The 25,656-nt window shown below is 50.0% G+C and carries 23 protein-coding genes; 13 read left to right on the forward strand and 10 right to left on the reverse strand.

Annotated features, from left to right (window positions below; translation table 11 throughout):
- Window positions 1-7 precede the first annotated feature (7 nt).
- Complete coding sequence (gene choV, locus BZG81_RS04530) at window positions 8-1,210, forward strand: choline ABC transporter ATP-binding protein (protein WP_077460136.1); 1,203 nt, start codon at window positions 8-10, stop codon at window positions 1,208-1,210.
- 98 nt (window positions 1,211-1,308) lie between these two features.
- Here choV and BZG81_RS04535 read toward each other — a convergent pair whose 3' ends face one another.
- Window positions 1,309-1,806: a fasciclin domain-containing protein gene (locus BZG81_RS04535; RefSeq protein ID WP_077676832.1), complete on the reverse strand. Its 498-nt coding sequence runs from the start codon at window positions 1,804-1,806 to the stop codon at window positions 1,309-1,311.
- 443 nt (window positions 1,807-2,249) lie between these two features.
- On the opposite strand from BZG81_RS04535, the gene BZG81_RS04540 reads away from it, so the two are divergent.
- On the forward strand, window positions 2,250-2,555 hold the full coding sequence (locus tag BZG81_RS04540) for a hypothetical protein (protein WP_077676833.1): 306 nt from the start codon (window positions 2,250-2,252) through the stop codon (window positions 2,553-2,555).
- 128 nt (window positions 2,556-2,683) lie between these two features.
- Here BZG81_RS04540 and yjjG read toward each other — a convergent pair whose 3' ends face one another.
- Together yjjG and BZG81_RS04550 are read right to left on the reverse strand one after the other, a co-directional pair.
- The gene (yjjG, locus tag BZG81_RS04545) at window positions 2,684-3,355 is read right to left on the reverse strand and encodes a pyrimidine 5'-nucleotidase (RefSeq protein WP_077676834.1); all 672 of its coding nucleotides are present in this window, start codon (window positions 3,353-3,355) and stop codon (window positions 2,684-2,686) included.
- Window positions 3,356-3,477: 122 nt separating this feature from the next.
- Window positions 3,478-4,701: a NupC/NupG family nucleoside CNT transporter gene (locus BZG81_RS04550; protein WP_021022502.1), complete on the reverse strand. Its 1,224-nt coding sequence runs from the start codon at window positions 4,699-4,701 to the stop codon at window positions 3,478-3,480.
- Window positions 4,702-5,335: 634 nt separating this feature from the next.
- Here BZG81_RS04550 and BZG81_RS04555 point away from each other — a divergent pair.
- From BZG81_RS04555 to BZG81_RS04575, 5 genes are all read left to right on the forward strand, one after another.
- On the forward strand, window positions 5,336-6,949 hold the full coding sequence (locus BZG81_RS04555) for a BCCT family transporter (RefSeq protein WP_443216217.1): 1,614 nt from the start codon (window positions 5,336-5,338) through the stop codon (window positions 6,947-6,949).
- Between the two features lie 353 nt (window positions 6,950-7,302).
- A complete protein-coding gene (locus BZG81_RS04560) occupies window positions 7,303-8,919 on the forward strand; it encodes a BCCT family transporter (RefSeq protein ID WP_241827353.1) in 1,617 nt (538 codons plus the stop codon).
- Window positions 8,920-9,080: 161 nt separating this feature from the next.
- Entirely contained in the window at window positions 9,081-10,958 is a 1,878-nt protein-coding gene (locus BZG81_RS04565) for a DUF294 nucleotidyltransferase-like domain-containing protein (protein ID WP_077676837.1), read from the forward strand.
- A 9-nt stretch (window positions 10,959-10,967) separates the two neighbouring features.
- Window positions 10,968-11,699 carry a 3'-5' exonuclease gene (locus tag BZG81_RS04570; RefSeq protein WP_077676838.1) on the forward strand — a complete coding sequence of 244 codons (732 nt, stop codon included), beginning with the start codon at window positions 10,968-10,970 and terminating at the stop codon, window positions 11,697-11,699.
- 104 nt (window positions 11,700-11,803) lie between these two features.
- Window positions 11,804-12,007 (forward strand): hypothetical protein, encoded by a 204-nt coding sequence (locus BZG81_RS04575; RefSeq protein WP_021022497.1) that lies wholly within the window; start codon window positions 11,804-11,806, stop codon window positions 12,005-12,007.
- 77 nt (window positions 12,008-12,084) lie between these two features.
- Here BZG81_RS04575 and BZG81_RS04580 read toward each other — a convergent pair whose 3' ends face one another.
- The 6 genes from BZG81_RS04580 to dinG form a co-directional block, all read right to left on the reverse strand.
- Window positions 12,085-13,515 carry an alanine/glycine:cation symporter family protein gene (locus tag BZG81_RS04580; RefSeq protein ID WP_077460143.1) on the reverse strand — a complete coding sequence of 477 codons (1,431 nt, stop codon included), beginning with the start codon at window positions 13,513-13,515 and terminating at the stop codon, window positions 12,085-12,087.
- A gap of 613 nt (window positions 13,516-14,128) precedes the next feature.
- The gene (gene rsmS, locus BZG81_RS04585; protein ID WP_021022495.1) at window positions 14,129-14,305 is read right to left on the reverse strand and encodes a pleiotropic regulatory protein RsmS; all 177 of its coding nucleotides are present in this window, start codon (window positions 14,303-14,305) and stop codon (window positions 14,129-14,131) included.
- Window positions 14,302-15,228 carry a histone deacetylase family protein gene (locus tag BZG81_RS04590; protein WP_077676839.1) on the reverse strand — a complete coding sequence of 309 codons (927 nt, stop codon included), beginning with the start codon at window positions 15,226-15,228 and terminating at the stop codon, window positions 14,302-14,304. Before BZG81_RS04590 ends, rsmS begins: the two co-directional genes overlap by 4 nt.
- A gap of 55 nt (window positions 15,229-15,283) precedes the next feature.
- Window positions 15,284-15,838, reverse strand: coding sequence for a primosomal replication protein (locus tag BZG81_RS04595; RefSeq protein ID WP_241827350.1), 555 nt, complete (start codon window positions 15,836-15,838; stop codon window positions 15,284-15,286).
- Window positions 15,839-15,880: 42 nt separating this feature from the next.
- A complete protein-coding gene (locus tag BZG81_RS04600; RefSeq protein WP_021022492.1) occupies window positions 15,881-16,654 on the reverse strand; it encodes a sulfite exporter TauE/SafE family protein in 774 nt (257 codons plus the stop codon).
- 14 nt (window positions 16,655-16,668) lie between these two features.
- Window positions 16,669-18,741: an ATP-dependent DNA helicase DinG gene (gene dinG, locus BZG81_RS04605; protein WP_077676840.1), complete on the reverse strand. Its 2,073-nt coding sequence runs from the start codon at window positions 18,739-18,741 to the stop codon at window positions 16,669-16,671.
- 536 nt (window positions 18,742-19,277) lie between these two features.
- On the opposite strand from dinG, the gene BZG81_RS04610 reads away from it, so the two are divergent.
- A complete protein-coding gene (locus tag BZG81_RS04610; protein ID WP_077676841.1) occupies window positions 19,278-20,240 on the forward strand; it encodes a porin in 963 nt (320 codons plus the stop codon).
- Window positions 20,241-20,328: 88 nt separating this feature from the next.
- Window positions 20,329-20,976, forward strand: a complete 648-nt coding sequence (locus BZG81_RS04615) for a YccT family protein (protein ID WP_241827351.1) — start codon at window positions 20,329-20,331, stop codon at window positions 20,974-20,976.
- A 135-nt stretch (window positions 20,977-21,111) separates the two neighbouring features.
- On the opposite strand, the gene BZG81_RS04620 is transcribed toward BZG81_RS04615, so the two are convergent.
- Window positions 21,112-21,495, reverse strand: coding sequence for a conjugal transfer protein TraR (locus BZG81_RS04620; protein WP_021022488.1), 384 nt, complete (start codon window positions 21,493-21,495; stop codon window positions 21,112-21,114).
- 419 nt (window positions 21,496-21,914) lie between these two features.
- On the opposite strand from BZG81_RS04620, the gene BZG81_RS04625 reads away from it, so the two are divergent.
- Genes BZG81_RS04625 through BZG81_RS04640 form a run of 4 tightly spaced genes read left to right on the forward strand, consistent with a single transcriptional unit; the run spans window position 21,915 to window position 25,653 of the window.
- Entirely contained in the window at window positions 21,915-22,382 is a 468-nt protein-coding gene (locus BZG81_RS04625) for a YbaN family protein (protein ID WP_077668856.1), read from the forward strand.
- Between the two features lie 37 nt (window positions 22,383-22,419).
- Window positions 22,420-22,965 (forward strand): adenine phosphoribosyltransferase, encoded by a 546-nt coding sequence (gene apt / locus BZG81_RS04630; protein WP_021022485.1) that lies wholly within the window; start codon window positions 22,420-22,422, stop codon window positions 22,963-22,965.
- A gap of 57 nt (window positions 22,966-23,022) precedes the next feature.
- Entirely contained in the window at window positions 23,023-25,299 is a 2,277-nt protein-coding gene (dnaX, locus tag BZG81_RS04635) for a DNA polymerase III subunit gamma/tau (protein ID WP_077676842.1), read from the forward strand.
- Between the two features lie 24 nt (window positions 25,300-25,323).
- Window positions 25,324-25,653 (forward strand): YbaB/EbfC family nucleoid-associated protein, encoded by a 330-nt coding sequence (locus tag BZG81_RS04640; protein WP_021022483.1) that lies wholly within the window; start codon window positions 25,324-25,326, stop codon window positions 25,651-25,653.
- The last annotated feature ends 3 nt before the right edge of the window (window positions 25,654-25,656 follow it).

Raw genomic sequence — 25,656 nt, forward strand, 5'->3', positions numbered from 1 at the left:
GGTAACCATGGACGCAATCGCAATTAAAAATTTAGATGTCGTGTTTGGCGATAACGTACAGCCAGCACTTGATCTGTTGGATAAAGGCCTTTCTCGGTCAGAAATTATTGAACAAACTGGACAAGTTGTCGGTGTCGATAATGTATCGCTCAATGTTAAAGAAGGCGAAATCTGTGTGCTCATGGGCCTTTCAGGCTCAGGTAAATCGAGCTTACTCCGTGCAGTTAACGGCTTAAACCCTATTAGTCGTGGTAGCCTCGAAGTCCGCGACGGCGATCAAATGGTCGATATGGCGACTGTTGATTCGCAGACATTGCGTCACTTGCGCACCAGTCGTGCTTCTATGGTGTTCCAAAAATTTGCCTTGATGCCTTGGATGACGGTTGTCGACAATGTGGCGTTTGGCTTGGAAATGAAGGGGATCAGCAAAAAAGAGCGCCGCAAGCAAGCGCTTGAGAAATTGGAGCTCGTTGGTCTAGATGAGTGGGCTAACCAATATCCTCATGAACTGTCTGGTGGTATGCAGCAGCGTGTTGGTTTAGCAAGGGCCTTTGCCATGGACAGCGATATATTGCTGATGGATGAGCCTTTCTCTGCGCTTGACCCACTGATCCGAGCCCAGTTGCAAGATGAGCTGTTAGAAATACAGAAAAAACTCAATAAAACCATTCTGTTCGTCAGTCACGACTTGGATGAAGCGTTAAAGATTGGTAACAACATTGCGATTATGGAATCGGGCCAATTGATTCAGCATGGCAAGCCGGAAGACATTGTATTACGTCCAGAAACTGACTACGTCCGTGACTTTGTGGCTCATACTAACCCATTGAATGTCTTAAAAGGACGCTCAATGATGAAAACGGCTGATAACTTAACGCGCGTTGAGAATCGTTGGAAAATCTGTGATCGACGTGAAATCTGGGTCACGGCTGAGCAAGATGGCACTTTCTCTGCAACCGCAGGCGATCAACCATTGCGTGTGGTTGAGTGGGACAAAGACACGCTCGATTTCTCACAAGTTGGCGATAACACCATTGTTGTGGCCTCACCCGATATTGAGATGCGTGACGCGATTGAAATTCGCTATAACACCAATACGCCTGTATTGCTGGTAGAAAATGGTGAATTTCTCGGTACCTTGTCTGATCATGACTTCTATCATGCTTTATTGGGTAAATTTCAGAAAAAAGACACAGACCAAGCGGCATAACTCACCACGAGTCAGCCCCATGTCTAGCCATACAAAAGGCCTGCTCGAGAGCAGGCCTTTTCTGATCATTGCGAAGTTTGTTGATAACCGAATAAATACTACGGCATGATCACGGTATCAATCACGTGAATTACGCCGTTGGACGCCATGACATCGGGTTTCACCACAGTCGCGTTGTCCACTTTCACATCACCGTAAGAGACTTTGATCATCACATCGCTACCTTGCACCGTGGTTGCTGATGACATACCCATAACTTGCTCGGCTGTGACCTTACCGGGGACAACATGGTAAGTGAGGATATCGGTTAGTTTGTCTTTATTCTCTGGCTTCAGCAGTGTTTCTACGGTGCCATCTGGGAGCTTATCAAAGGCCGCATTGGTCGGCGCAAACACTGTAAATGGGCCATCACCTTTCAATGTATCAACCAGATTAGCGGCTTTTACTGCTGCGACCAACGTTGAAAAGTCATCATTTTTCATCGCAGTATCAACAATATCATGATCACCCTTGTGGTGAGCAGCGACCGCGGAGCCCATGCTTGCGAGGAACGTGGCAGTGACTGCAAATTTGGTCATTGTGTGTTTTAACATCATTGTTCTCCCTTTCATTTTTTACTCCCCACCATGACGGCGATGCAACATTGCAAACGCTTGGTGACTTCCTGGGAATGATTAATTGACTGCCTTGTAGAAAACGAAGAGAGAGATGAAGCCGATCACAGCGGCAAAAATATTCCTGGCCACGATTCCTTCTTTTACGCCTGATTACCTTGATATTCACGTGAAATTTTTCGAACAACTCATTCGCATAATTGTGATTGTCCGCACACTTTTATCGGCGTAATCTCGTGCTCGTTCCAACGCAATAACGCGAACATACTGTCGATTCTAGGGAGTATGCTTTGTGAGCAAGTTTCTGCGAAAAATAGCATTTTCAAAAAAATAGCCATTTTTCAAAATAGAGACAGTGAGGTGACAAAGCATCCGCGTTATTGGCGTTTAATAGCAGTCAACCCGATACGAAAGAGGAAATAACCATGAAAAAACTTGCAGCAATTTTCGCCCTGACGCTCGCTTCAACCTCTGTAATGGCTGGTGGTTTAAACCTCGATATCACCCCAGCTGAAGGCGGCGCTTGGGTAGCCGTTACCGAGCAAGGCCAAGCGGTTGAAGGTGCGAAAGTGACCAGCGAATCCGGTCTGGATGCGAAAGTCACTGACGAGTCTGGTCGTGTATTTATTCATGCACAAAACCAGAACAGCCGTTCAGTCAACTATGTCGCTAACACAGATCAAGGCCAGCACGCTGAAAAAGCAGCCTTTGTACGTGGCGACCATAGCTAAGCATTGTTCGTGAGCCATCGTGGACAAATCTTGTCCACGAGTCATTGAGCATAAAAAAGAGAGCATTACGCTCTCTTTTTTTATGCCTTTCGGTTAACCACAACCACGTTTTTAGAGCAACCACGTTTTCAGATCAACCATGCTTTTAGATCAAAAAGTGACTCGACTTGATGGGTTGGCGTAATGCCTGCTGGTGACGGTATGTTATCGCTATTAAGCCAGCATGTATCAATCCCTGCACGCATGCCACCCAGCACATCAGAATGTGGATTATCTCCAACCATTAAGATTTTGTCCTTGGGGGGATTACCCATTTTTTCAAAGGCATGTTCAAAGATCCGAGGGTCCGGCTTGGCGATGCCCACTTGCTCGGATATCACTAAGGTTGAAATCGCAGACTTCAACCCGGTTCTTTCCAGGCGGATATCTTGGAGAGCGGTAAATCCGTTAGTAATGATACCAATATGTGCATGTGGCTTGATCGCACTAATAAGATCGCGCGCGCCTGGCAATGGTTCGCAAATCTCAGCCATTGCATCTAAAAAACCCTGGTTCAATGTTGCAGGCGCCACGTTAAGACGCTCTCCCCAACGCGTAAAACGCTCGGTTTGTAGCGTATGAGCATCAATTTCACCATCTTGATATTGTACCCACAAAGGCTTGTTTAGCTCTGAGTATTCCGCAAACGCGTGATGGTCAAAATTGACATTGTAGCGCGAAAACATACGTTGTAGTCCCGCAAAGGCATCGAAGTGAAACAGGGTTTCATCCGCATCAAAAAGCACCCAAGGATATCGCATCGATTTAACTCTCTTAATGTAAAGTGAAAGAGTGTAACAGACCCAGAGGTTTGCTAGCGAGCCTCCACAAGCGACTCACCGTCCATGGTGATAAATAACGAAAACACAAAGTAATGTTGCTATTAAAGGGAGAGGTATAGCCCTGCCAAGGTGGCACTCATGAGGTTGGCTAAGGTTGCGGCAAGAATGGCGCGCATGCCTAATTTGGCGATATCACCGCGGCGCTCTGGGACAATGCCGCCCAAGCCACCCATTAACATTGCTATTGAGGTGAGGTTGGCAAAGCCACATAACGCAAACGTAACAATGGCTTGGCTATGGGGAGAGAGCGCCCCTTTTAGGTTCATAAAATCCGCAAACGCCACAAATTCATTCACAGCAATTTTCTTACCAATCAAGGTGCCTGCTGTCATCGCCTCTTGCCAGGGAATGCCAATCAGCCAAGCCACTGGTGCAAATAGGTAGCCGAATAGCCACTCAAGGCTTAGTTGCGGCAAGTTTAAAATAGGCCCCAGTTTCCCTAACCCACCATTAATCAGCGCAATCATACTGATCACGGCGAGTAAGCTGGCCCCCACGGCCATCGCAATTTGTAAGCCACTCAAGGCGCCCTGCGTGCCAGCATCAATCACATTCACTGGTTTATCTTGATCGTCTTCGAGCGCTTGGTGTTGAGCATGATTCATGGGGGATTCGGTCTGCGGTACCATTATCTTGGCCATCATTAACCCAGCAGGTGCCGACATAAACGCCGCTGCAATCAGGTATTTCATCTCTACCCCCAAGCCTGCGTAACCCACCATGGTGCCGCCGGCGACTGAGGCGAGCCCGCCTACCATAACAGCAAACAGCTCGGAGCGAGTCATGGTAGAAAGAAAAGGTTTCACAACCAACGGCGCTTCAACAGAGCCAACAAAAATATTGGCCGTGGCTGACATGGACTCAGTGCGAGAAGTGCCAAGTACGCGGCGCAATAAGCCACCAATGAGGCGAATGATCCAAGTCATGACCCCAATGTGGTAAAGCACAGCGATCAGTGCAGAGAAAAAAACGATGGTGGGAAGTACATTAAAAGCGAAAATAAAACCAAGTTTAAACTTAGCCAGATCACCAAACAGAAATTCAGCGCCAATATCGCCAAAACTAATAATCGCCGACACGGCTTCTGATGCGTTAGCTAGAATACGCTGACCAAGCGGAACAGAGATGATAAAGCCAGCAAAGACGATTTGTATCAGGAACGCACCTCCCACTGTGCGCCAATTAATCGCGGAGCGATTTTCTGAAAAGACAACCGCGATAAGGAAGAGGACACTAATCCCCAAAAGGCCAATGCCAAACTGCATGATGTTGCTCCGCAAACGTTAAACTTAGGATGGAAAACGATTGCGGCGGTATTGTACGCGATTTTAATAATGTGACAAGAGTCACTTTTTGTCCTCTTTGTGTTCATTTAATTGCACTTGTGTCTATATTGATAAAAGGTGTGTTGTAGCTCGTAAATGATGCGTGACATCTTGGTTATAAAAGGTGTCGAGACGGGTTCTTCCTATCAGCATTGTGAGTGAAGATTGCGTTGCATCAAAAGTGTTGATGGTGACTGTGTCTATTTTTCATGGGCATCTAGAATAAAACCCGGCTATGATTCGAATAGGCCAAGGATAGTGCTATTTCCTTAGCGACACGATTATTTATAGTTCTGAAATAAAGAGTTCAAATAACTCGCTGAGCGAGTAAGGACGCGGGATTCGGGCTGATTTTTTCTTAGTAGGTGGTCACAAAATGAACATTTGGTTAGGCCCCTAATTAAAAAATTTTCGAGATGTGTTAATGTAGCCGACTGTGTGGTGATGACTGATCTTTTATTGATGTTAAAGATGGCTTAAACATCAATAAATAATGAGCTCGCTACCAACACTCACAGGCTTCCGAATAAACGGACTAAGGAGTTAACTCGTGAGCGATAAAAGCCATGAAGATATGATGACACCAGACGGGAAGGTTAACCCGATCGATACTGACTATCAGGTCGGTCAGGATAACGTAGCGCTGAAACTCGGCCCGTTTGGTTTTGATATTCATAACCGAGTATTTATGATTTCCGGGCTGTCAATTTTGGCCTTCATTTTTGTCACCTTGGCATTTCAAAACCAAATCGGTCCTGTTTTTGGGGATTTGCGTGGATGGCTAACCTCAAATCTAGACTGGTTCTTCCTTTCTGCAGGTAATATTTTTGTTGTTGCTTGTCTAGTGCTGGTTGTGTCACCACTGGGTAAAGTTCGATTGGGTGGTACTGAGGCAAAACCGGATTACGGCTATCCTGGCTGGTTCGCGATGCTTTTTGCGGCCGGTATGGGCATTGGCTTGATGTTCTATGGCGTATCTGAACCATTGACGCACTTCCAAACCGCGTTAGGTGGAACGGCAACCGGTGCTGACGGTCTTCGCACTGACTGGGCGCCTTTGGGGGCGGCAGCCGGGGATACTGAAGCTGCTCGTCGCCTAGGTATGTCTGCGACTATTTTCCACTGGGGTTTACACCCATGGGCGATTTACGCGGTATTGGCTCTAGGCTTGGCACTGTTTGCGTATAACAAAGGCTTGCCTTTGACCATGCGTTCTGTGTTCTACCCACTGTTCGGTGAACGTGTTTGGGGTTGGACAGGGCACGTGATTGACATTCTCGCGATCATTGCGACCTTGTTTGGTCTTGCCACCTCGCTAGGCTTGGGGGCATCACAAGCATCCGCCGGTCTGCACTATCTGTTTGACACGCCCCTGGGTAATACCACCGAAGTCATGCTGGTGATGGGTATTACGGGCGCGGCGATCCTTTCGGTTGTTGCAGGGGTGGACAAAGGGGTCAAACGCCTGTCTGAAATCAACATGATTTTGGCACTGTTGCTGCTAATCTTTGTTATTGCCGTGGGTCCAACGATTGCCATCTTAACCGGCTTCTTTGGAAACCTAGGGGCATATCTACAAAATCTGCCTGCGCTGTCTATGCCATTTGGCCGTGAAGATGCGAACTTTACCCAAGGCTGGACTTCCTTCTATTGGGCATGGTGGATTTCTTGGTCCCCATTTGTGGGTATGTTTATTGCGCGTGTTTCACGCGGTCGTACTGTGCGTGAATTTATCACCTGTGTGCTTATCATCCCTTCAGCGGCCTGTGTGCTTTGGATGACCGCCTTTGGTGGCACGGCGATTGGTCAGTTCGTTAATGAAGGCTATACCGCTGTTGCTGATGCGGAGCTTTCACTCAAGCTGTTTGCGATGTTGGATGACTTGCCGTTGGCATCAATCACCTCGTTTATCGGGATTATCCTGGTTATGGTATTCTTTGTGACCTCGTCTGACTCGGGCTCATTGGTTATTGATACCATTTCAGCGGGCGGTAAAGTGAATGTGCCTGTACCACAGCGTGTTTTCTGGGCGTCTTTCGAGGGCTTGGTTGCGGTTGCGCTGATCCTTGGCGGTGGCTTGGTTGCCCTGCAAGCGATGGCGGTATCAACCGGTTTCCCAYTCACGATTGTGCTGTTGGTCGCGACGGTCTCCTTGTTTAAAGGCTTGATGTCAGAGCCGCGAGGCTAGTTAGCGAAATAGCGTTAATCTAGTCAATGATGAAAGAGGCAGCGCACCATGCGTTGCCTCTTTTTTATTAGCGCTGTTTTATTGCCCTCTTTTTCAGCCCTCCTTTGCCGCTAATGTTCGTCTCTCGAGACGGAGCGTTATGAAGTGGTTAAATATTGACCAAGCTCGCCAGCCCTTTATTCACCTATTCATCTTGTGTGATATTCTTGCTGACTTTTCTGTCATTGCTTCTTTTTGCGTGCTGACGTTTACCTCGATATCGAGTGTCGTCCAGGCAGCGTTTAGCAATAATGACAGGTTGCCGAGTAGACGGAGTAAGGAGTTTACGTGTGAGCGATAAAAGCCATGAAGATATGATGACACCAGACGGGAAGGTGAATCCGATCGACACCGATTATCAGGTCGGTCAGGACAACGTTGCCCTCAAGTTTGGCCCGTTTGGCTTTGATATTCATAACCGTGTATTTATGGTCGCGGGTTTGGTGATTATGGCCTTTGTGTTTGTGACGTTGGCTTTCCAAAACCAAATGGCCCCGATTTTTGAGCAGATGCGCGCTTGGTTAACCGCAAATCTCGTCTGGTTCTTTCTTTTAACTGGTAACGTCTTTGTCATCGCTTGCTTGGTGCTAATTGTCTCACCACTAGGCAAGGTGCGGCTAGGGGGCACTGAGGCCAAACCGGATTACGGCTATGCTGGCTGGTTCGCGATGCTTTTTGCCGCCGGTATGGGCATTGGTTTGATGTTTTATGGTGTCTCTGAGCCACTAACCCATTTCCAAACGGCGTTACAAGGGACCGCAACGGGTACTGATGGTCTACGTACCGACTGGGCGCCTTTGGGGGCTGCCGCCGGTGATACCGAAGCCGCGCGTCGACTGGGGATGTCGGCAACCATTTTTCATTGGGGCTTACACCCTTGGGCGATTTATGCCGTATTAGCACTCGGCTTGGCATTGTTTGCTTATAACAAAGGGCTTCCTTTGACCATTCGGTCGGTATTTTATCCGTTGTTTGGTGAGCGTATTTGGGGCTGGACCGGTCACGTGATTGATATCTTAGCTATCGTCGCGACGCTCTTTGGTCTCGCTACTTCGCTTGGCATTGGTGCATCACAAGCATCCGGTGGTTTGCATTATTTGTTTGATACACCATTGGGGGCCACCACTGAAGTCTTGCTGGTGATCGGCATTACTGCGTTGGCGATCTTTTCGGTCGTAGCGGGTGTGGATAAAGGGGTAAAGCGTTTATCTGAGATCAACCTAGGCCTGGCGTTCTTACTCCTCCTTTTCGTGATTATCGTCGGGCCAACGTTAGCGATTCTGACCGGCTTCTTTGGTAACCTCGGGGCGTATTTACAGAACCTGCCGGCGCTGGCTATGCCATTTGGCCGAGAGGATGCCAACTTTACCCAAGGTTGGACCGCGTTCTATTGGGCATGGTGGATTTCTTGGTCTCCATTTGTGGGTATGTTTATTGCCCGCGTCTCACGTGGGCGAACCGTTCGCGAGTTTATTACCTGTGTGCTGCTGATCCCATCCGCCGCAAGCGTATTGTGGATGACTTCATTTGGTGGCACCGCGATTAACCAGTTCGTCAGCGAAAACTACACCGCGGTAGTTGACGCAGAGTTGTCGCTGACCTTGTTTGCCATGCTAGAAGGGTTGCCGCTAGCAGAGATTACCTCGTTTATCGGTATTATCTTGGTCATTGTCTTCTTTGTTACCTCGTCTGACTCCGGCTCTTTGGTGCTAGATACTATTTCGGCAGGCGGGAAAATGGACGTTCCGGTATCGCAGCGCGTTTTCTGGGCAACCTTCGAAGGCCTGGTCGCGATCGCACTGATCCTCGGCGGTGGGCTTGTTGCGTTGCAGGCAATGGCGGTTTCGACGGGCTTCCCGTTCGCGGTGGTATTGCTGGTGGCGACGCTCTCCTTGTTTAAAGGTCTTGCTTCTGAGCCGCGTGCAAAATAAAGAAATGTGCTAACTGCTTGATAGTTAGCTAAGATAGAAAGGGCAGGCTTTCGAGGCTGCCTTTTTTTATGGCAAGTGATACGGCACACTGTGTCACAGCCAACGGACATCCTGATTCACTGTGTCCTACCACGATATTATCGCACGTTTAGGTGAGCGCTATGGAAGCTGAACAAATCGAGATTGCAACATTTCTTGCACAGTACGCCCCATTTGATTCAATGCCCGAAGAGGTGGTCGCAGAAGTGGCAACCAGCATTGAGATCAGTTATTTCCGTGCAGGCACCGATATTTTTGCTTACGGTGACGAAATTCACGACTTGGCGATCATGCGTAGCGGCGCTGTCGAGCTGTTTCGCCGTAATGGCACCCTGTATAACCGCATATCCGAGGGCGACATTTTTGGCCAAATGGGTCTATTGATGAACAATCGTGTGCGGATGCCCGCGAAAGCGATTGAAGACACCTTGATCTATTTTATTCCGGAGGCCACGTTTAATCGCTTGTTTGATGATTTTGAGCATTTTGCCGATTTTGTCGAGGTGGAAGATAGAACACGCTTGCGCCAAGCGGTATCAAGCCACAATGAAGCCAATGATCTCACCACCTCCAAAGTGAAGAAACTGATTATTCGCGACCCGGTGATGATTGCCAGTACTGACTCCGTGCAATATGCCGCGCAAGTGATGTCGCAAGAAACCGTCTCATCGATTTTGGTCATGGGTGATGAGCCCAATTCAGAAACAGGGCTCAAACCGGTACTGGGGATTATTACCGATCGAGACTTGCGTAACCGGGTGTTAGCAGAAGGTTTGCCTTATGAAACGCCGGTTCAGGAGATCATGTCGCCACAGTTGATTACCTTGGATCATAATGCGTATATTTTTGAGGCCATGCTGACCATTCTGCGCTCCAACTTGCACCATGTGCCGGTGCTACAACACGGCAAGCCGATTGGTGTGGTTGCCTTGTCTGATATTGCACGCTACGAGTCGCAAAACAGCTTGTTCTTGGTGGCGAGTATCTTCCGTCAGCAGTCGGTCGAGGATTTGGTGATCTTATCTAAGCAGGTCAAAGATTGCTTTGTACGCATGGTCAATGAAGATGCCAACTCGCATATGATTGGCTCGGCACTGTCGGTGATTGGACGCAGTTTTAAGCAGCGTCTTTTAGAGCTTGCCGAAGAAGAGTTGGGTGAGCCGCCTGTGCCGTATTGCTTTTTGGCGATGGGCTCTATGGCGCGTGATGAGCAGCTGATTGTCACCGACCAAGACAACGCAATTATCCTTGATGACAACTACGATCATGGCCAACACAATGCGTATTTTGAAGCCCTGTCTAAGCGCGTCTCTGATGGCCTAAACGCATGTGGTTATACCTACTGCACCGGTAATATCATGGCGACCAACCCCGAGTGGCGTAAAACGCTGAAACAATGGGAGCAATGCTTTGCCGATTGGATAGATAATCCTAGCCCGCGTTCACTGCTCGACAGTAATATTTTCTTCGACTTGGATGGGGTGCATGGTCGCACAAACTGGGCCGAACAACTTAAAGCTTTCGTGGGTCGTCGCGCCCGTCGCAATAATCGCTTTTTGGCGTCCATGGCGCGTAACGCCTTGAACCGCACTCCACCATTAGGCTTTTTTAAAGATTTTGTCATGGAGCAAGACGGTCGCCACAATAATTCGATTAACTTAAAGCGGCGTGGTACCGCGCCCTTAGCCGACTTGATACGTGTTCATGCATTGGCGACCGATTCGCGCTCGCAAAACTCGTTTGAGCGTTTAGACGATATTATCGAAGCAGGGATCTTACCCAAAGGCCGCGGTCCCGATCTGCGCGATGCGATGGAGTTTATTTCGATGGTCAGGATCCGTCACCAAGCATTAGATATAGAAGCGGATCGTGAACCTGATAACAATATTGAGCCGGAGAACTTATCTGACTTTGAGCGCCGTAATTTAAAAGACGCCTTTCAGATTTTAAGTAATGCCCAGAAATTTTTGAAATTCCGTTATCAGCCCAATCGGTCGTAAAGGAAGGATATGTTCCACTTTAATCTTAGGAAAAAAGAGGATGCAGACCAGGTAGACTGGCGTGCGATGCTAGACACGAAACGCGAGACCGTGCAGCACGAAACCTTGCAGGCCTTTTATCAGCAAGGATGGGTGTCACCCGACACGCCCGTTTCGCAAGTGCCGTTTGTGGCGCTTGATTTTGAAACAACGGGGCTCGATAGCCAGCAAGATGCGATTGTCAGTATTGGCTTAGTGCCTTTTACTCTCAATCGTATTCGCTGCCAACAGGCACAGCATTGGATTGTGAACCCCAACCGACCACTTGCCGAATCGTCGATTGTCATTCACGGCATCACGCACTCCGACATTGTCAATGCACCGGATTTTTCCCATGTGATTGAGCCACTACTCAGCGCGCTGGCCGGTTCAGTGGTGGTGGTGCATTATCGCCGGATTGAACGCGAGTTTTTGGATCGTGCGATAAAAGAGCGGCTAGGCGAGGGTATTATTTTCCCCATGGTCGATACCATGGAATTAGAAGCCTGGAAGCATCGCACCGGCAAGCGTAGCTTCGCTGACTGGATAGCCCGTCGGCCGCCGGAATCGATTCGCTTGGCTGATAGTCGGCAGCGCTATCAGTTGCCATTTTATCAAAGCCACCATGCGCTTACCGATGCAATCGCCACTGCTGAGCTGCTACAGGCACAAATTGCATACGACTTCTCGCCTGATACACCCATTAGTGAGTTATGGCGATAATAAACAAAGACACAATGAACGTTTCTCGTGTGGTTTCCGTATTCGTCGACAAGGCGTATAATTTGCGTGCTACAAGCCAGTGACGGAAAGTAAGAGGAACACAAATGACATTGATCCACGTAGTAGAGGGGCTGGCATTCGGTCTCGGGGTGCTGTTGTTATCATCGTCGGTTGGCTTTGCCTATTGGGGATTGACGCTCAAACCGGAAGAAGCAGAAGATATGACAGCGCGTAAAATTGAGTTGGGTTTTTACGCCGGCGCGTGTCTGGTTTTTACGCTGTTAATCGGGTATTGGTTGAGCGTGTAAGTTCATCGCCTTAAAAAGTGAGCCCAATAAAAAAACCACCGAATCACCGGTGGTTTTTTTGTTCTATCGGCTTGGCATTACCAAACGTCTTTATCGATTTGCTTATCCAGTTTCGGGAATTTGGTACGATCAAAGGTCGGGTTTTTACCCGCACGACGCTGGTCTTCGTAGTCTTTCATCAAGGCGAACGCGACGCCAGACAGCAGCGCAATCGCGACCAAGTTAATCACAGCCATCATCCCCATTGATAAGTCAGCAAAGCTCCAAATCAGTGGCAGATCCATCACCGCGCCCATCAGCACCATTGCGAGCACCGCAATACGATACAACAAGATGGCTTTACGACACTTAAAGATATACTCGATGTTAGACTCGCCATACGAATAATTGGCGATGATCGAGGTAAAGGCAAACAGCAGAATCGCGATGGCGATAAAGGCAGCGCCCCAATCACCGACTTGGCTGACCAAGGCTTCTTGCGTCAGTGCAATACCTGTCAGGCCGCTCTCAGGCTCAAGCATGCCTGAGATCAAGATAATCGATGCGGTCGCGGTACAAATGACAATGGTATCGACGAAGACACCCAGCATCTGGACGTAGCCCTGCGCGGCAGGATGATTCGGCTTGGTAGTCGCCGTTGCCGCAGCATTAGGGGCTGAACCCATACCTGCTTCGTTTGAGAACAAGCCGCGTTTAATCCCTTGCATCATTGCTTGCGCGATCGCATAGCCCATGGCACCGCCTGCAGCCTGCTCCAAGCCTAATGCGCTTTTGACAATGGTTGTAATCACTGCGGGAAGCTGTTCGATGTTCATGGCAACCACGACCAAGGCAACCAATAAATAAGCCAGTGCCATAAAGGGGACAATCAGCTCTGCAACGCGTGCGACTGAGCGCATGCCGCCAAAAATAACCGGTGCGGTGACCAACGCCAGACCAATACCGACAGCGAGATCATTAAAGCCAAACGCGGTGTCCATGGCTGCGGCAATGGAATTCGATTGCACCCCGTTAAAAGCCAAACCAAAGGCGATAATCAAGCAAATGGCAAATGCAATCCCAAGCCAACGTTGACCCAAGCCTTTTTCGATGTAGTAAGCCGGGCCTCCGCGGTAGGTTTTGTCGTTGTGGTTCACTTTGTACGCTTGCGCGAGAGTGGATTCGACAAAGCTGGTGGCCATACCCACCAGGGCGGTTAGCCACATCCAGAAAATAGCACCCGGGCCACCAAGATACAGCGCCACCGCGACACCTGCCATATTCCCGGTGCCGACACGCGCGGCAAGACTGGTACTGAATGCTTGGAACGACGAGATCCCGCCTGATGCGCCATTACGGCTGTCTGCCATCAGTTTAAACATGTGGCCAAAGTTACGGAATTGAATGAAGCCTGATCGCACCGTGAAGTACAAGCCTAAGCCAATCAAAAGATAAATCAGTACGCTGCCCCAAAGGAGGCCGTTACCTGTATCGACTACGGACACAAATAGATTTTTAAGTAGTTCCATCATTAAACTCTGTTTTGTCTGTTGGGAGACGCCTTGCACGGTTGTTGCTCGAGCCATAACCCGATGATTACCGAATGCGAGGGTCGACAACCACTGTCCTTGTGAGATCGCTGCCATCCATGCAGGTGAGCAACGCGTCACTCGAGAAAGTCATGCATCAAGGCCTGATATGACGAGTGGACGTTGAGTCTGCAACAGCATTTTGAATCCATGCTCGGCTGTTGCCAGAGTGCGCTTTGATTAGCCATGCCGATGTTTCAACGCACCGGTACACTAATTGGAGCACGCCGGATAATACCGATATTTGTGAGACAAAACACTATATGATTAGCGAAGTGTTGGTTTTTTAATCGGTTGCGTGTGTTAATAACAGCACCAAAAACTGTAACCAAAATGTAATGCTTTGCAGGCTAATTGCTTGATGTTAAAGCAGTCCAGGTTCAATTGGATAAATAATATAGCGTAAATAATGACTATTTATTCACATTGTTAAGACTGAGCAAAATGTGATCGACAGCACGTAATATCAGCAAAATCGAGTGGTAAGCATGCAAGCCATTCGGAAACGCCAACCGTTTTTGTCAGAAAAAGTAGCGGCCGCATGCCTAATTGATTAGGGAGGTGAGTTTTTTTTCGCCAGCAGATCGCGTCTCACCATCTCAATCGCAGATAAAGCGGTATCTGGATCAATGGCATGGTTTTCGAGCAAGTAAATAAGATCGACAGCGAGTTTGACGTCATCAGGGGCGTTTTCTAAGGCGCTTGGTGTCGACGCGTGCGGGTCAGTCATGATACCTCCGAGCTGGATGCAAAATCAGCAAAGTGAATAAGGGCCGCTTGAATGAGTTGTTCGTGCAACGGCACCAAACTGGTGTGCGAGTCATGGTATCCGCCACCAATCACCGCGGCGACCGGAATATCATGCTTGGCACAGCGTGAGAGTACCCCGCTATCGCGTTGATAAATGCCCTCGGTCGATAACGCCAAATAGCCAAGCGCATCGGCTTGGTGGACATCGACCCCCGCATCATAAATCACCATATCAGGGCGGTATTGTGCGAGGGCGAGATCTAACAAGGGCAAAAAAGCGCTGAGATAGTCCTGATCGCCTGTGCCTGTTGGCAGGGGTAAGTCCAAATCGGAGGGCGGTTTGCGTGAGGGAAAATTTTTCTCGCAATGGACAGAAAAAGTCACAATATCGGGGTGGTCGGCGGCCAAGGCGGCGGTGCCATCGCCATGATGTACATCACAATCGACAATCATCACCTTATCAATGCCTGGCTGGGTGAGCGCATGGCGGGCGGCAATCATCAAATCATTAAATAAACAAAAGCCGCTGCCAAAGTCGTAGTGCGCATGGTGATAGCCGCCGGTGAGATGAATAGCAAGGCCTGAATCCAGAGCGTGATCGACCGTCAGTGTGGTGCCGCCGAGCGAGGTTAAACTGCGTGCGATCAATGCGTCGCTCCATGGAAAACCAATCCGACGCATTTTGACTAAGGGGAGATCCCCTGCCAGCAACTGACTGACATACTCGGGATCATGAACGGCATCAATCACTTTCCGAGTGGCCGGGGTCGGTTGATGAAATTCAACCGGTAATGCCAGGCGTTGTAACCGCTCAAACAACAATCGATATTTTTGCAAAGGGTAGCGGTGGCCGTCGGGAAGGGGAAAGTCCGAGTACACCGGATGATAAATCAATGGCAGCACGTATCTCTCCTGGTTGAGCGCTCGGGTTTGACGCTTGGTGTGAGCTGAACGTGAATCACGATTTTTTTTCTCGGTAACTGATCGTGGTTTCGATACGCTCTCGCGCCTTGGTGCAGCGTGCTAGGCGTTGTTCTAAGGCAAGCACTTGTTTTTGGTACTGCTGACGCACCGCAGGGGTCGATGCCATCTCGACGCTGGCATTGGCGTCTCGGAGTTTATCGGCCAGTCGACGCTCCCAATCTTGGTGCTTGGCTAAGTCTTGATAAAGCTCACCAATCGCCTGGCGTCGTGGCCCGCGTTTGGCTTGCTCTTGCTTACGTAACGGCTGTGTCGCCAGTTCACGTTGTAGCGCGGTGATTTGCGATAACAAGGTGTCGCAAATATGGGTCGCACGTGCATCGGTCAGCGCCCCTTGTTGGTGATCGCGCTGCATCACTGCCAGCAATCCTTGGGCTTCGTTCACACAGGGTGTGAGCAATTTGCCTTTGCAATGAAAAAGCGTTGTCGCGAATAAAGGCGCGCGGGCTTCGCCACGGCGTCGGTCGACCTCTGCGGCTTGATTGGCCAGTTGCTCAAGGTGTTGGGACATTGCATCGATTTGCGCTTTCATTATGGGTCTCTCAGTCACGCACAGCGGCGACGATAACGGCGATTAAAACCAAGCATCAACGGCCAGTTTACCGGCTAAAATCACCACCGCGGTCACAAAAATAGGTCGAATAAACTGACTGCCAAAACGAATCGCGGAGTGGGCGCCAATAAACGCGCCTAGCATTAAGCATACGCCCATGGTCAGCCCAAGCGCCCAGTTCACATGGCCCAAAAGCGCAAACGCCACCAATGAGGTAATATTACTGGTGAAGTTCATCGCTTTCGCCAATCCGGAAGAGAGCAAAATATTCATCCGATAGAGCGACATGGTAGACACCGTCCAAAACGCGCCCGTACCCGGACCGGCAACGCCATCATAAAAGCCCAACGACAGGCCTTGGCTCCATTGCTTCATCGGTAGCTTAGGGCAGCGCGCAGGGAGCTGGTTGTTATCTCCCTTAGGGTGGGGATGCCAAACGGTGTAAATCGCTGCCACAAGCACCACCACGGGGATCGCCTTTTCTAACCATTCAGTGCTTAGCACATCAACCAGTAAAGTCCCTGCGGTTGCGCCAATCAAGGTGCCCCAAAACGCGTGTTGCCAAAATAAAGGCGAAAAAAGACGTTTTTTATAATAGGTAAAGGCGGCGGTGCTGGAGGCAAAGGTCGCGGCCAGTTTGTTGGTACCTAACGCCACATGGGGCGGCAAACCCAGTGATAACAGGGCTGGAACAGTCAGCATGCCGCCACCGCCGGCGACGGCATCGATAAAGCCGGCGACAAAAGCAGTCAGCCCTAGGATCACTAAGGTCGAAAGATCAATCAATTCAAGCATAGTCACTCGTTAATTTAAGGTTCGATCACGCGTTTGAATGGCGGCAGCGAGTCGAGTAAAGATTGGCCATATCTGCGGGTGATAATGCGCCGGTCAAGAAGCACTACCTTACCAGAGTCTTCCTCTTTGCGCAGTAGACGACCGACTGATTGCACCAGCTTTTTACTCGCTTCTGGGACCGCGATTTGTAAAAACGGATTGCCACCGCAGCGTTCAATGTACTCCGCGTGAGCTTCTTCCACTGGAGAAGTGGGGACCGCAAAGGGAATTTTCGTAATAATGAGATTAGTCAATAAGTTACCGGGCAAATCTAAGCCCTCGGAAAAACTGCCGGTGCCAAAAATTATACTGGTTTTGTCCGCACTGACTGCTTGCTGATGGGCCTTTAATAGCGCCGTGCGTGATTGTGTGCCCTGACAGAGCAGTTGCCAGCCGCGTTGTGTGACCGTTTGCTCAATGGCTTGGGTGACTTGTTTCATCTGCCAATAAGAGGCGAACAATACCAAGGACGCTCGCTCGCCCTCTAAGTGCTCAAGGATTTTCTCGCTCAGCGCCGCCGTAAAGGCACTGGCTTGCGGCTCACAAGGCATGGTTGGGATCACCAAGCGCGCTTTATTGGCGTAATCAAACGGCGAGGGCAAGGCTAAATAGCGCGAACCGTCGCTTTCACTCAGTCCGACTTGGCGGCAAAAATAGCTAAAGCGATTCAGGGCGCGCAAGGTCGCAGAAAACAGGCCAATCCCGGCGGCGCGAGACCAGAGCATTTGATCCAGACGCCAGCCTACTTCTAAGGGAGAGACATGCACCCAAAGATCCGCCTCGCGCTCACGGCAGGCTTGCACCCAACGGGCAAGCGGTGCGCCTTTATCGGCATTCGGTTGGGCCATTAAGGTCCAGACTTTTTCTAAATTTTCTAACCGTTGGAGGAAAAACGCGGTTTCGGCAAGCGCCGGATCAGCCAGTTTGGCGGAAATGTCATTTTCTTTCAGACGCTCATTGATCAAATCATGGATCTTTCCCAATGCCTGATGAGCTTTTTTGCTCGCGGTTTTAAGCTGCTCACTGGGTGCAATTAGGGCTCCGGGCAGTTCACCGTCGGCAAAGCGATAACAACCGTCGTCGTTGAGCGACAGTTGACTGAGCATGTTTTTTGCCTCGCGTAATCCTGGGATCAGGGTTTGTATCGCCTCGAGTAAGCTATCAACAAAGCGGTGTGCACGTTTGATATCCGCAGTGTTCCCGAGTTTAGTGGCGGCTTGATTGAGCTTTTCTAACCAGCCCACCACGCCAAGCAAACTGGCACTGGCGGCTGAAAAGTCACGCGCCACCGTGGGAAGGTGGTGCGCCTCGTCAATCATATACAGGCACTGCTCTGGCTCGGGCAAGATCACCCCGCCGCCGAGTTCGAGATCGGCGAGCAGCAAGCTGTGATTAACCACCACCACATCCGCTTTATCCATCGCCTCGCGCGCTTTGGCAAAGGGACAACCACGGTGAGCGGGCAGGCCAGCATGGCAGGTGTGTTTGTCAGAGGCGATCGCTTGCCATAGGTGATCGGCAATCGGTTTGGGCCAGCTGTCGCGGTCACCATCCCATTTTCCTCGACTCAGGGCAACGTAAAGATCATTCAGCAGCAATTGCTCGCTGCGCTTAGGTTTTTGAGCAAATAGCGCCCCTTGGATGCTCTCGGTCTCTGCCACTGCACTCAGCTTGTGTGCACAGCAATAACGTTGCCGCCCTTTCGCCAAGATAAAATCAAACGGCTTGGGGCAGATACGATGAAAAAACGGGATATCTTTATCGGCGAGCTGCTCTTGCAACGCCACGGTTGCGGTCGACACCACCACTTTTTTATTGTTGTTAAGCGCAAACGGGATCGCGCCCATCAAATACGCCATTGATTTGCCCACCCCTGTGCCGGCCTCGGCCACCAGTAGCCGACGCTTGGGGTCATAATCACCCGCCAAGGTTTTGGCCAGCTCTGCCACTAAATAGTTCTGAGCTTTGCGCGGAATAAAGTAGGGAAGTTGGTCTTGTAGCGTTTGGTAGCACGCGCGAATGTCTGATTTTACGGCAGGGCTGAGCATCAACAGGTCCGAGTAGTAAAGGATAAGCCCCAGTATAACACGGAGAAAAAACGTGAAAACGATCGCGAAATGTAAGTTTTCCTTACAGATATGAGATCTTGGTCACGAATTTAATTTGAACCATTCGCTGCTATCTTGCTGATCTGCCGTTTGATTAACAAAAAGCCGTATTTAAGCTATTGATTAGTTTTTTATTCTAAAAATGAAATAATAAAAAGCAGTATTCAGAATTTTATATCGCAAAGGGTTGTTGTTAAATTTCATCAACGCACACTGCTAACGAGGTTTAAACTGTGATCTTAGTTCATTAATGTTTACTATCTGTTTGTTTTTAAGTGTTTTTTGTCTATTTTGTAATGCGCTTCCAGCCAGTTGACAGAACCTCAAATGTTCTGCACGATTAGCCACGAAGTTTCAGTGAACTGGCATTTTGTGCTTCGCAGCGTTTGCTGCTGGTAACAGAGTGACAGTCACCATAAAACAGAGTTCCATGAAGGAACTCATAATGACTAAATAGAAAAGGCAGTGGATTAACCATGAAAAAGACTATTCTAGCAATGGCAGTACCAGCTCTGCTGGCTGCTGGCTCAGCATCAGCAAGCATCAACCTGTATGACGCAGAAGGCGTTAAAGTAGACGCATCAGGTGCCGCTGAAGTTCAATACTTCCAAGCTGTAGGTGAAGATCGCGACGGTGAGTGGCGTCTAGATGACGGTGACTTTGCAGTAAATACCGAAGTTGCAATCTCTGATGATTTAGCCGCTATCGGTCATTTTGCATTTAAATTCGAAGAGCGCACTACTGAAAACGACGAATTGTATGTTGGTTTCAAAGGTAGTGATTGGGGTACGCTTACTTTCGGTCGTCAGTTGTTAATCAACGATGACATGGGCATCACCAAAGATTACGAGTTGTCAACAGCTCTTAACAGCACTCTTCAAACCGAAGGTAACCAAGTTGCTAAATACGTTTACGACAACGGCACTTTCTACGCGGGCTTCTCTACAGTACAGAACAGTGATGGCGAAGAAGCTACTGATGATTATAAAATCTATGATGGCCGTCTTGGCTATCGTGTAGCTGACGTTGACATGCGCGTCTACTACTACTATGCAGATGACGCAAATGTTAACGGTACAGATGATGGTTATGTGTACAACGCAAATTCTGACGTAGAAAACTACAACTTCGAAGTTGAGTATGCTGGCATCGAGAATGTAAGCCTAGCAGCGTCTTACGGCGTGAACACCGTTGATGATGGCTCTAGCAAAGAAGAAGCTGACTTCTTCTCTGTTGCAGCTGATTATACGCACGGTAAAACCACTTACGCTATCGGTATCGACAACAAAGATAACGACAGTGAAGAAGACGTAACCGGTTACTACGCTAACGTGACTTATGCACTGCACAGTAACGCGCACGTGTACGCAGAAGTTGGCGACAACGACGCTGACAAGCAAGACTGGGGTTACGTAGCAGGTATGGAAGTTAAGTTCTAATTGAGCTTAAATCCTATTGCTAAGTTGTAGCACTGATTACAAAAGCCGCCTTAGGGCGGCTTTTTTCGTCGTATCGTTTGGAGTGACAATGAAGAAGTTAACAAAAGCCGCATGGATGCTGGGTGCACTGATGGCATCGAGCGCCATCCATGCGGCGGAAATTACCTCCGCCCGTCATATTGAATTTTTGGTGGTGGATGGCAGCAAAGTCAGTTTTGACAACTGGGCGCCGCAGCAGACCATTGAACTTGCTAATGGCACCCACCAGTTGGTGATGCGCTTTGATGGCGAAGTAAAGCGAGGAAGTAAAGAGGTGATTTTTACCTCGCGTCCGTATCTGTTTGAGCTAGACGTTGATGGCCGCGATGCCACCATTAACATTGATGCCAATCTAAGAGTGAAAACCCAGGCGACCAGCTATTTTGATGATAACCCACAATGGCAAGCCGAGTTTGATAATAGCGAGGTAATGCCGTTAGAGGCCGTCGAGCTTAAAGGTGATGGCTTTGGCGCCTATGCCGATATGGAAGCGCTGGTGGCCGAGTACAACCGCGAAAACGGTATTATTATCGACCAAGGTGAAAGCAAAAACCTTAACGACGTGTTAGTCGAGGTCGACGACCAAGGACAAGCCTCTATTAAAGGCGATGCCTTGTCGCAGCTTAAGCTTTGGTACACCAAAGCCAGCGACCAAGAGCGTAAAACCTTCCGTCGTTGGATCATTGATCAAGATTAAGCGCGTGTTCGGGGGAGGCGTGGTAGTCAGTATCACCCACTTGACAGCTTTACACGGTTATTAAAAAACGCGCCCAGCTGATGCTGGGCGCGTTCCGTTTAAGCCACGATGAGACAAGCGAAAGTCGACCTGGGCTCACACCGATTTACGGGGGCCCGTTGTCGCGCGGCGAGTGGCCGGATCGTGGTGATAATAGTTTGATGCGCGGCACTGCGGACAGCGCTGCTCCGCGGCATCTTTGATTAAATCATCGAGTGGAATGTCACTCTCACAATCGGCACACAATCCGTAAATTTCCAAATCCATGGCACACAAAGCCGCATCGACTTTTTCCAGACGTTCACCGAGGCAACGAATTGCGCCAGGTAGGCCTTGGCTTTCTTTGATCAGCTCTGTGACAGTCAGGGTGTCGCAATGCTTGTCCCAGTCTTCACGCAAACGCGTGGTTAAGGTGGCGATCAGCTCGGCACGCTCACGAGTGAGCTTACGCCGCAGCTGCGCAAGAGTATTTGTATCCATGGTCAGTTCGCTTGATTGGCTAAATGACGTTTATCATGACCCAATGCACCAAGTTGTTACCCTGATGTAAATCAATAATCGGATTAAAACCTTACAAAACGTCCGTTTTTAGCGGGGCCAAGCTAGGCTATAGTAGCTACTCACTGATGTTATGTTGTTGTGAGCGTTGTAACCTATGAGTCACGAATTTAAAGAACCTTATAACCTAAAGTATTTTATCGGCTTTTTGTTGGTCTTACTGATCCCCACCTTACCCGCAAGCCTCACTTGGCTCGGGATTGTATTTGGCGGTTAATCACCGCCTTATTCAATACTGCCTCATTTTTCCTAAGCTCGCCCTGTACCCATTGCGGCTGGATCACTACACTGGGGTAAGAGGGTCACCCTGGTGACCGTGCGGCAATAAGGGCAAGTTGGCTATGCAGTCAAAAGCGGTGCAGTCAAACGCGCCACAGTCAAAAGCGCGACAAACAACACCCGCGCCGCCAGCTCCATCCGTCGCTTGGCGTTGGGCGTGGAACGGTTTGGGTTGGTTTTGGGTCGCACTCGGTGCCGCCGGGGCGTTTTTGCCTGTGTTACCAACAACCCCGTTTTTGTTGCTCGCAAGCGGCTGTTTTATGCGCGGTTCTCCCCGTATCGCCAATTGGCTTCATGCCCATCCAACGTTCGGGCCAATATTGACTGACTGGTATCAACAACGCGCCATCAGCCGGCGGGTCAAAAAGCGGGCAACGGTGATGATCGTGGCCAGTTTCTCATTCTCAATGTACATGGTGCCAGCGCTCTGGTTAAAAGGCATGCTACTGCTTTGTCTGATTGTGCTCTTATGCTGGTTTCTCCGCCTGCCTGAGACGGAATCTGTTGCTGGTACGGCCGAAAATTCATAATATGGCGGTTTGCGTTTTTTACCGATGAGAATTGGCCATGAGCAACGACAACTTGGATGTGATTAAACAAAGCATTCAAACCATTCCTGATTACCCTAAGCCAGGCATCTTATTTCGTGACGTCACCAGCTTGATGGAAGACCCGACCGCCTACCAGGCCACCATTGATGCCCTGGTAGCAAAGTATCGGGATCAAGGCTTTACCAAGGTGATTGGCACCGAATCGCGCGGCTTTTTATTTGGCGCGCCCTTGGCCTTAGCGCTGGCATTGCCATTTGTGCCGGTGCGCAAGCCAGGCAAATTGCCACGGGCGGTGATCAGCGAAAATTACCAGCTAGAATACGGTGAAGATACGCTTGAGATCCACAGTGATGCCATTGATGACGGTGATAAAGTGCTGGTGATCGATGACTTGCTCGCCACCGGTGGCACCATTGAAGCCACGGTCAAATTAGTGCGTCGGTTGGGCGGCACCGTGGAACACGCCGGTTTTGTCATTAGCCTACCGGATATTGGCGGTGAGGAAAAACTGACGGCGCTTGGCGTTAGTGTGTACAGTTTGTGCGAGTTTGCCGGCCATTAATGGTGAACACGACGCTGGGCCTTGGGTCATTTATCAGCCACTAGGAAGCCAATTGACATGAGTTATCAAGTTCTTGCACGCAAATGGCGCCCCCATAACTTTGACGCGGTGGCGGGGCAGAGCCATGTGCTGACGGCGCTCGCCAATGCGCTCGATCATGACCGCCTGCACCATGCTTACCTGTTCAGTGGAACGCGGGGAGTGGGCAAAACCACCATCGCACGTATTTTTGCCAAAGGATTAAATTGCGAGCAGGGCGTGTCGTCCTCACCGTGTGGCCAATGCGCCACCTGCCGTGAAATTGATGAAGGGCGTTACGTTGACTTGTTGGAAATTGATGCAGCGTCACGCACCAAGGTAGAAGATACGCGCGAGCTGCTTGATAACGTCCAGTATAAACCCGCACGCGGACGGTATAAGGTGTACCTGATTGATGAGGTCCACATGCTGTCGCGGCATAGTTTTAATGCCTTGCTTAAAACGCTGGAAGAGCCACCCGAGTATGTGAAATTTTTGCTGGCGACCACGGATCCGCAAAAATTGCCGGTGACCATTTTGTCGCGCTGCTTGCAGTTTCATTTAAAACATTTTGACGCCAGTCAGATCCAAACCCAGCTCGATTACATTCTTGGTCAAGAGGGCGTCGAAGCTGACGCGCGCGCGCTGATGCTACTGTCACGTGCGGCAGAAGGCAGTATGCGCGATGCGCTGAGCTTAACCGATCAAGCGCTTGCGCTCGGTAACGGTCAGATTAGCACCCGCGCAGTAGCAGAAATGCTAGGGACCTTAAGCAGTGACAATGCGTTGTTGTTACTGGAAGCATTAGTGAATCAAGATGCGGTTGAGCTGATGAATGGGCTGGCGCAGATTGCACAAATTGGCGTCGAATGGGATGGGTTGCTTAAAGAGCTCGCAGGCCAGCTTCATCAAATTGCGTTGGCGCAAACACTGCCACAAACCCGCGATGATGCAGAGGGTGATCACGCGCGCATACAGGCTTTAGCGTCGCGCTTAACGCCGCAAGATGTGCAGCTATGTTACCAAATAGCGCTGCAGGGTCGACAAGATTTACCCTATGCCCCCGATGGACGTGCGGGGCTAGAGATGGTATTGCTGCGGATGTTGGCGTTCCAGCCGGTTAAAACGGTCCCTTATGAGCCGGTGACTATTGCCGTGCCCGAACACGCCCCAACGTCGCAGTCGCAGCCAAGCGCCTCAAGTATGGCGTCAGGCGCCCAGCCCAAAGCGGCGAGCGAAAACCCTGATCCAACTCAAGCGATTAGCGCATTAAAAGCGCAAGTTGCCGCGTCGGATCGCCGTGGGCCTACCTCATCCGAATCATCTATCTCGGCGACACCCACTGCGCCTGACACCAGGCCGGCCGATCCGATCGCATCTGTGCCTGATCACGCTTCGTCGGCGGCTGATCACGATGACAGCACACCGATATCGCCTGCATCGGCTCCCGCGACAGACGCGACGCCAGCAACGGACGCGGCTCCAGCTAAGGATACGACGCCAACAACGAACGCATCAGACGTGCCAGCCAGTGAGGCACCCGCGTCTGCGGCATCGAGTTTGATTCAAGCCCGCAACCAGCTGCGTAGCAGGATGAAGCGACAAACTAGTCAGACAGAGTCTGGCGCAAAAAAGGCGAGACAGACACCGGCCAAGAGTGATGCATTATCTGTGTTGGATCGCGTTGCGACCGCTGCAGAATCGACATCGCCTGTGTCTGACGCCAACTCAGTCGCGACCTCCACTGCAACGCCATCTGAGCCGGTGCCCGCACGGCAACGCGACACATCATTGGCGGCGACGGAGCCTTATCAATGGCGTCCTTCTCAGCCCCAAGCCAAGGCGCCAGCCACCGCGTCGTCGTTGACGCCAAAGGCGCTCAAACAAGCGCTTGAGCATGAGAAAACGCCAGCAATGCGCGATAAGTTGGTGCAGGAGACTAACCAACAAGATCCTTGGTGTGCGTTGGCCGATAGCCTTGAGGTCGAGCGGTTGGTGAAACAAATGGCGCTCAATGCCGCTATGGTGCGTGAAGGCGACCAGGTTCGGCTGACATTAAGGCCTGATCAATCACATCTGAATACCGAAAAAGCGCAGCAACAATTAACGCAGGCCTTGACGACGGCCTTGGGCGCCCCCATAACCTTGGAGGTACAGCTCGGCACGTCGGGAATCACACCGTTAGAGCGGCGCGAGCAACGCTATCAACAAAAATTAGCGCAGGCGACACACAGCCTGCATAATGATCCGAATGTCACTTTTATGCTTCAACGTTTTGCGGCGGAGTTAGAAGAAGACAGCATTCGACCAATTTAAGACACCTAACCAAGAGAGAGAATTATGTTTGGTAAAGGCGGAATGGGCAACATGATGAAGCAGGCGCAGCAAATGCAAGAGCGCATGCAAAAAGTACAAGAAGAAATTGCCAGCATGGAAGTGACAGGCGAAGCGGGCGCAGGCATGGTGAAAGTGACCATGACAGGCAGCCATAGCATCCGTCGTGTCGACATCGATGATAGCTTGATGGAAGACGATAAAGACATGCTGGAAGACTTGATTGCAGCCGCATTCAACGATGCTGCACGTCGTGTTGAAGAGCAACAGAAAGAAAAAATGGCAGACGTGACAGGCGGTATGCAGTTACCACCGGGCATGAAAATGCCGTTTTAATCT

It is taken from the genome of Salinivibrio sp. MA607 (assembly GCF_001996245.1).
GTDB classification, from domain to species: Bacteria; Pseudomonadota; Gammaproteobacteria; order Enterobacterales; family Vibrionaceae; genus Salinivibrio; species Salinivibrio costicola.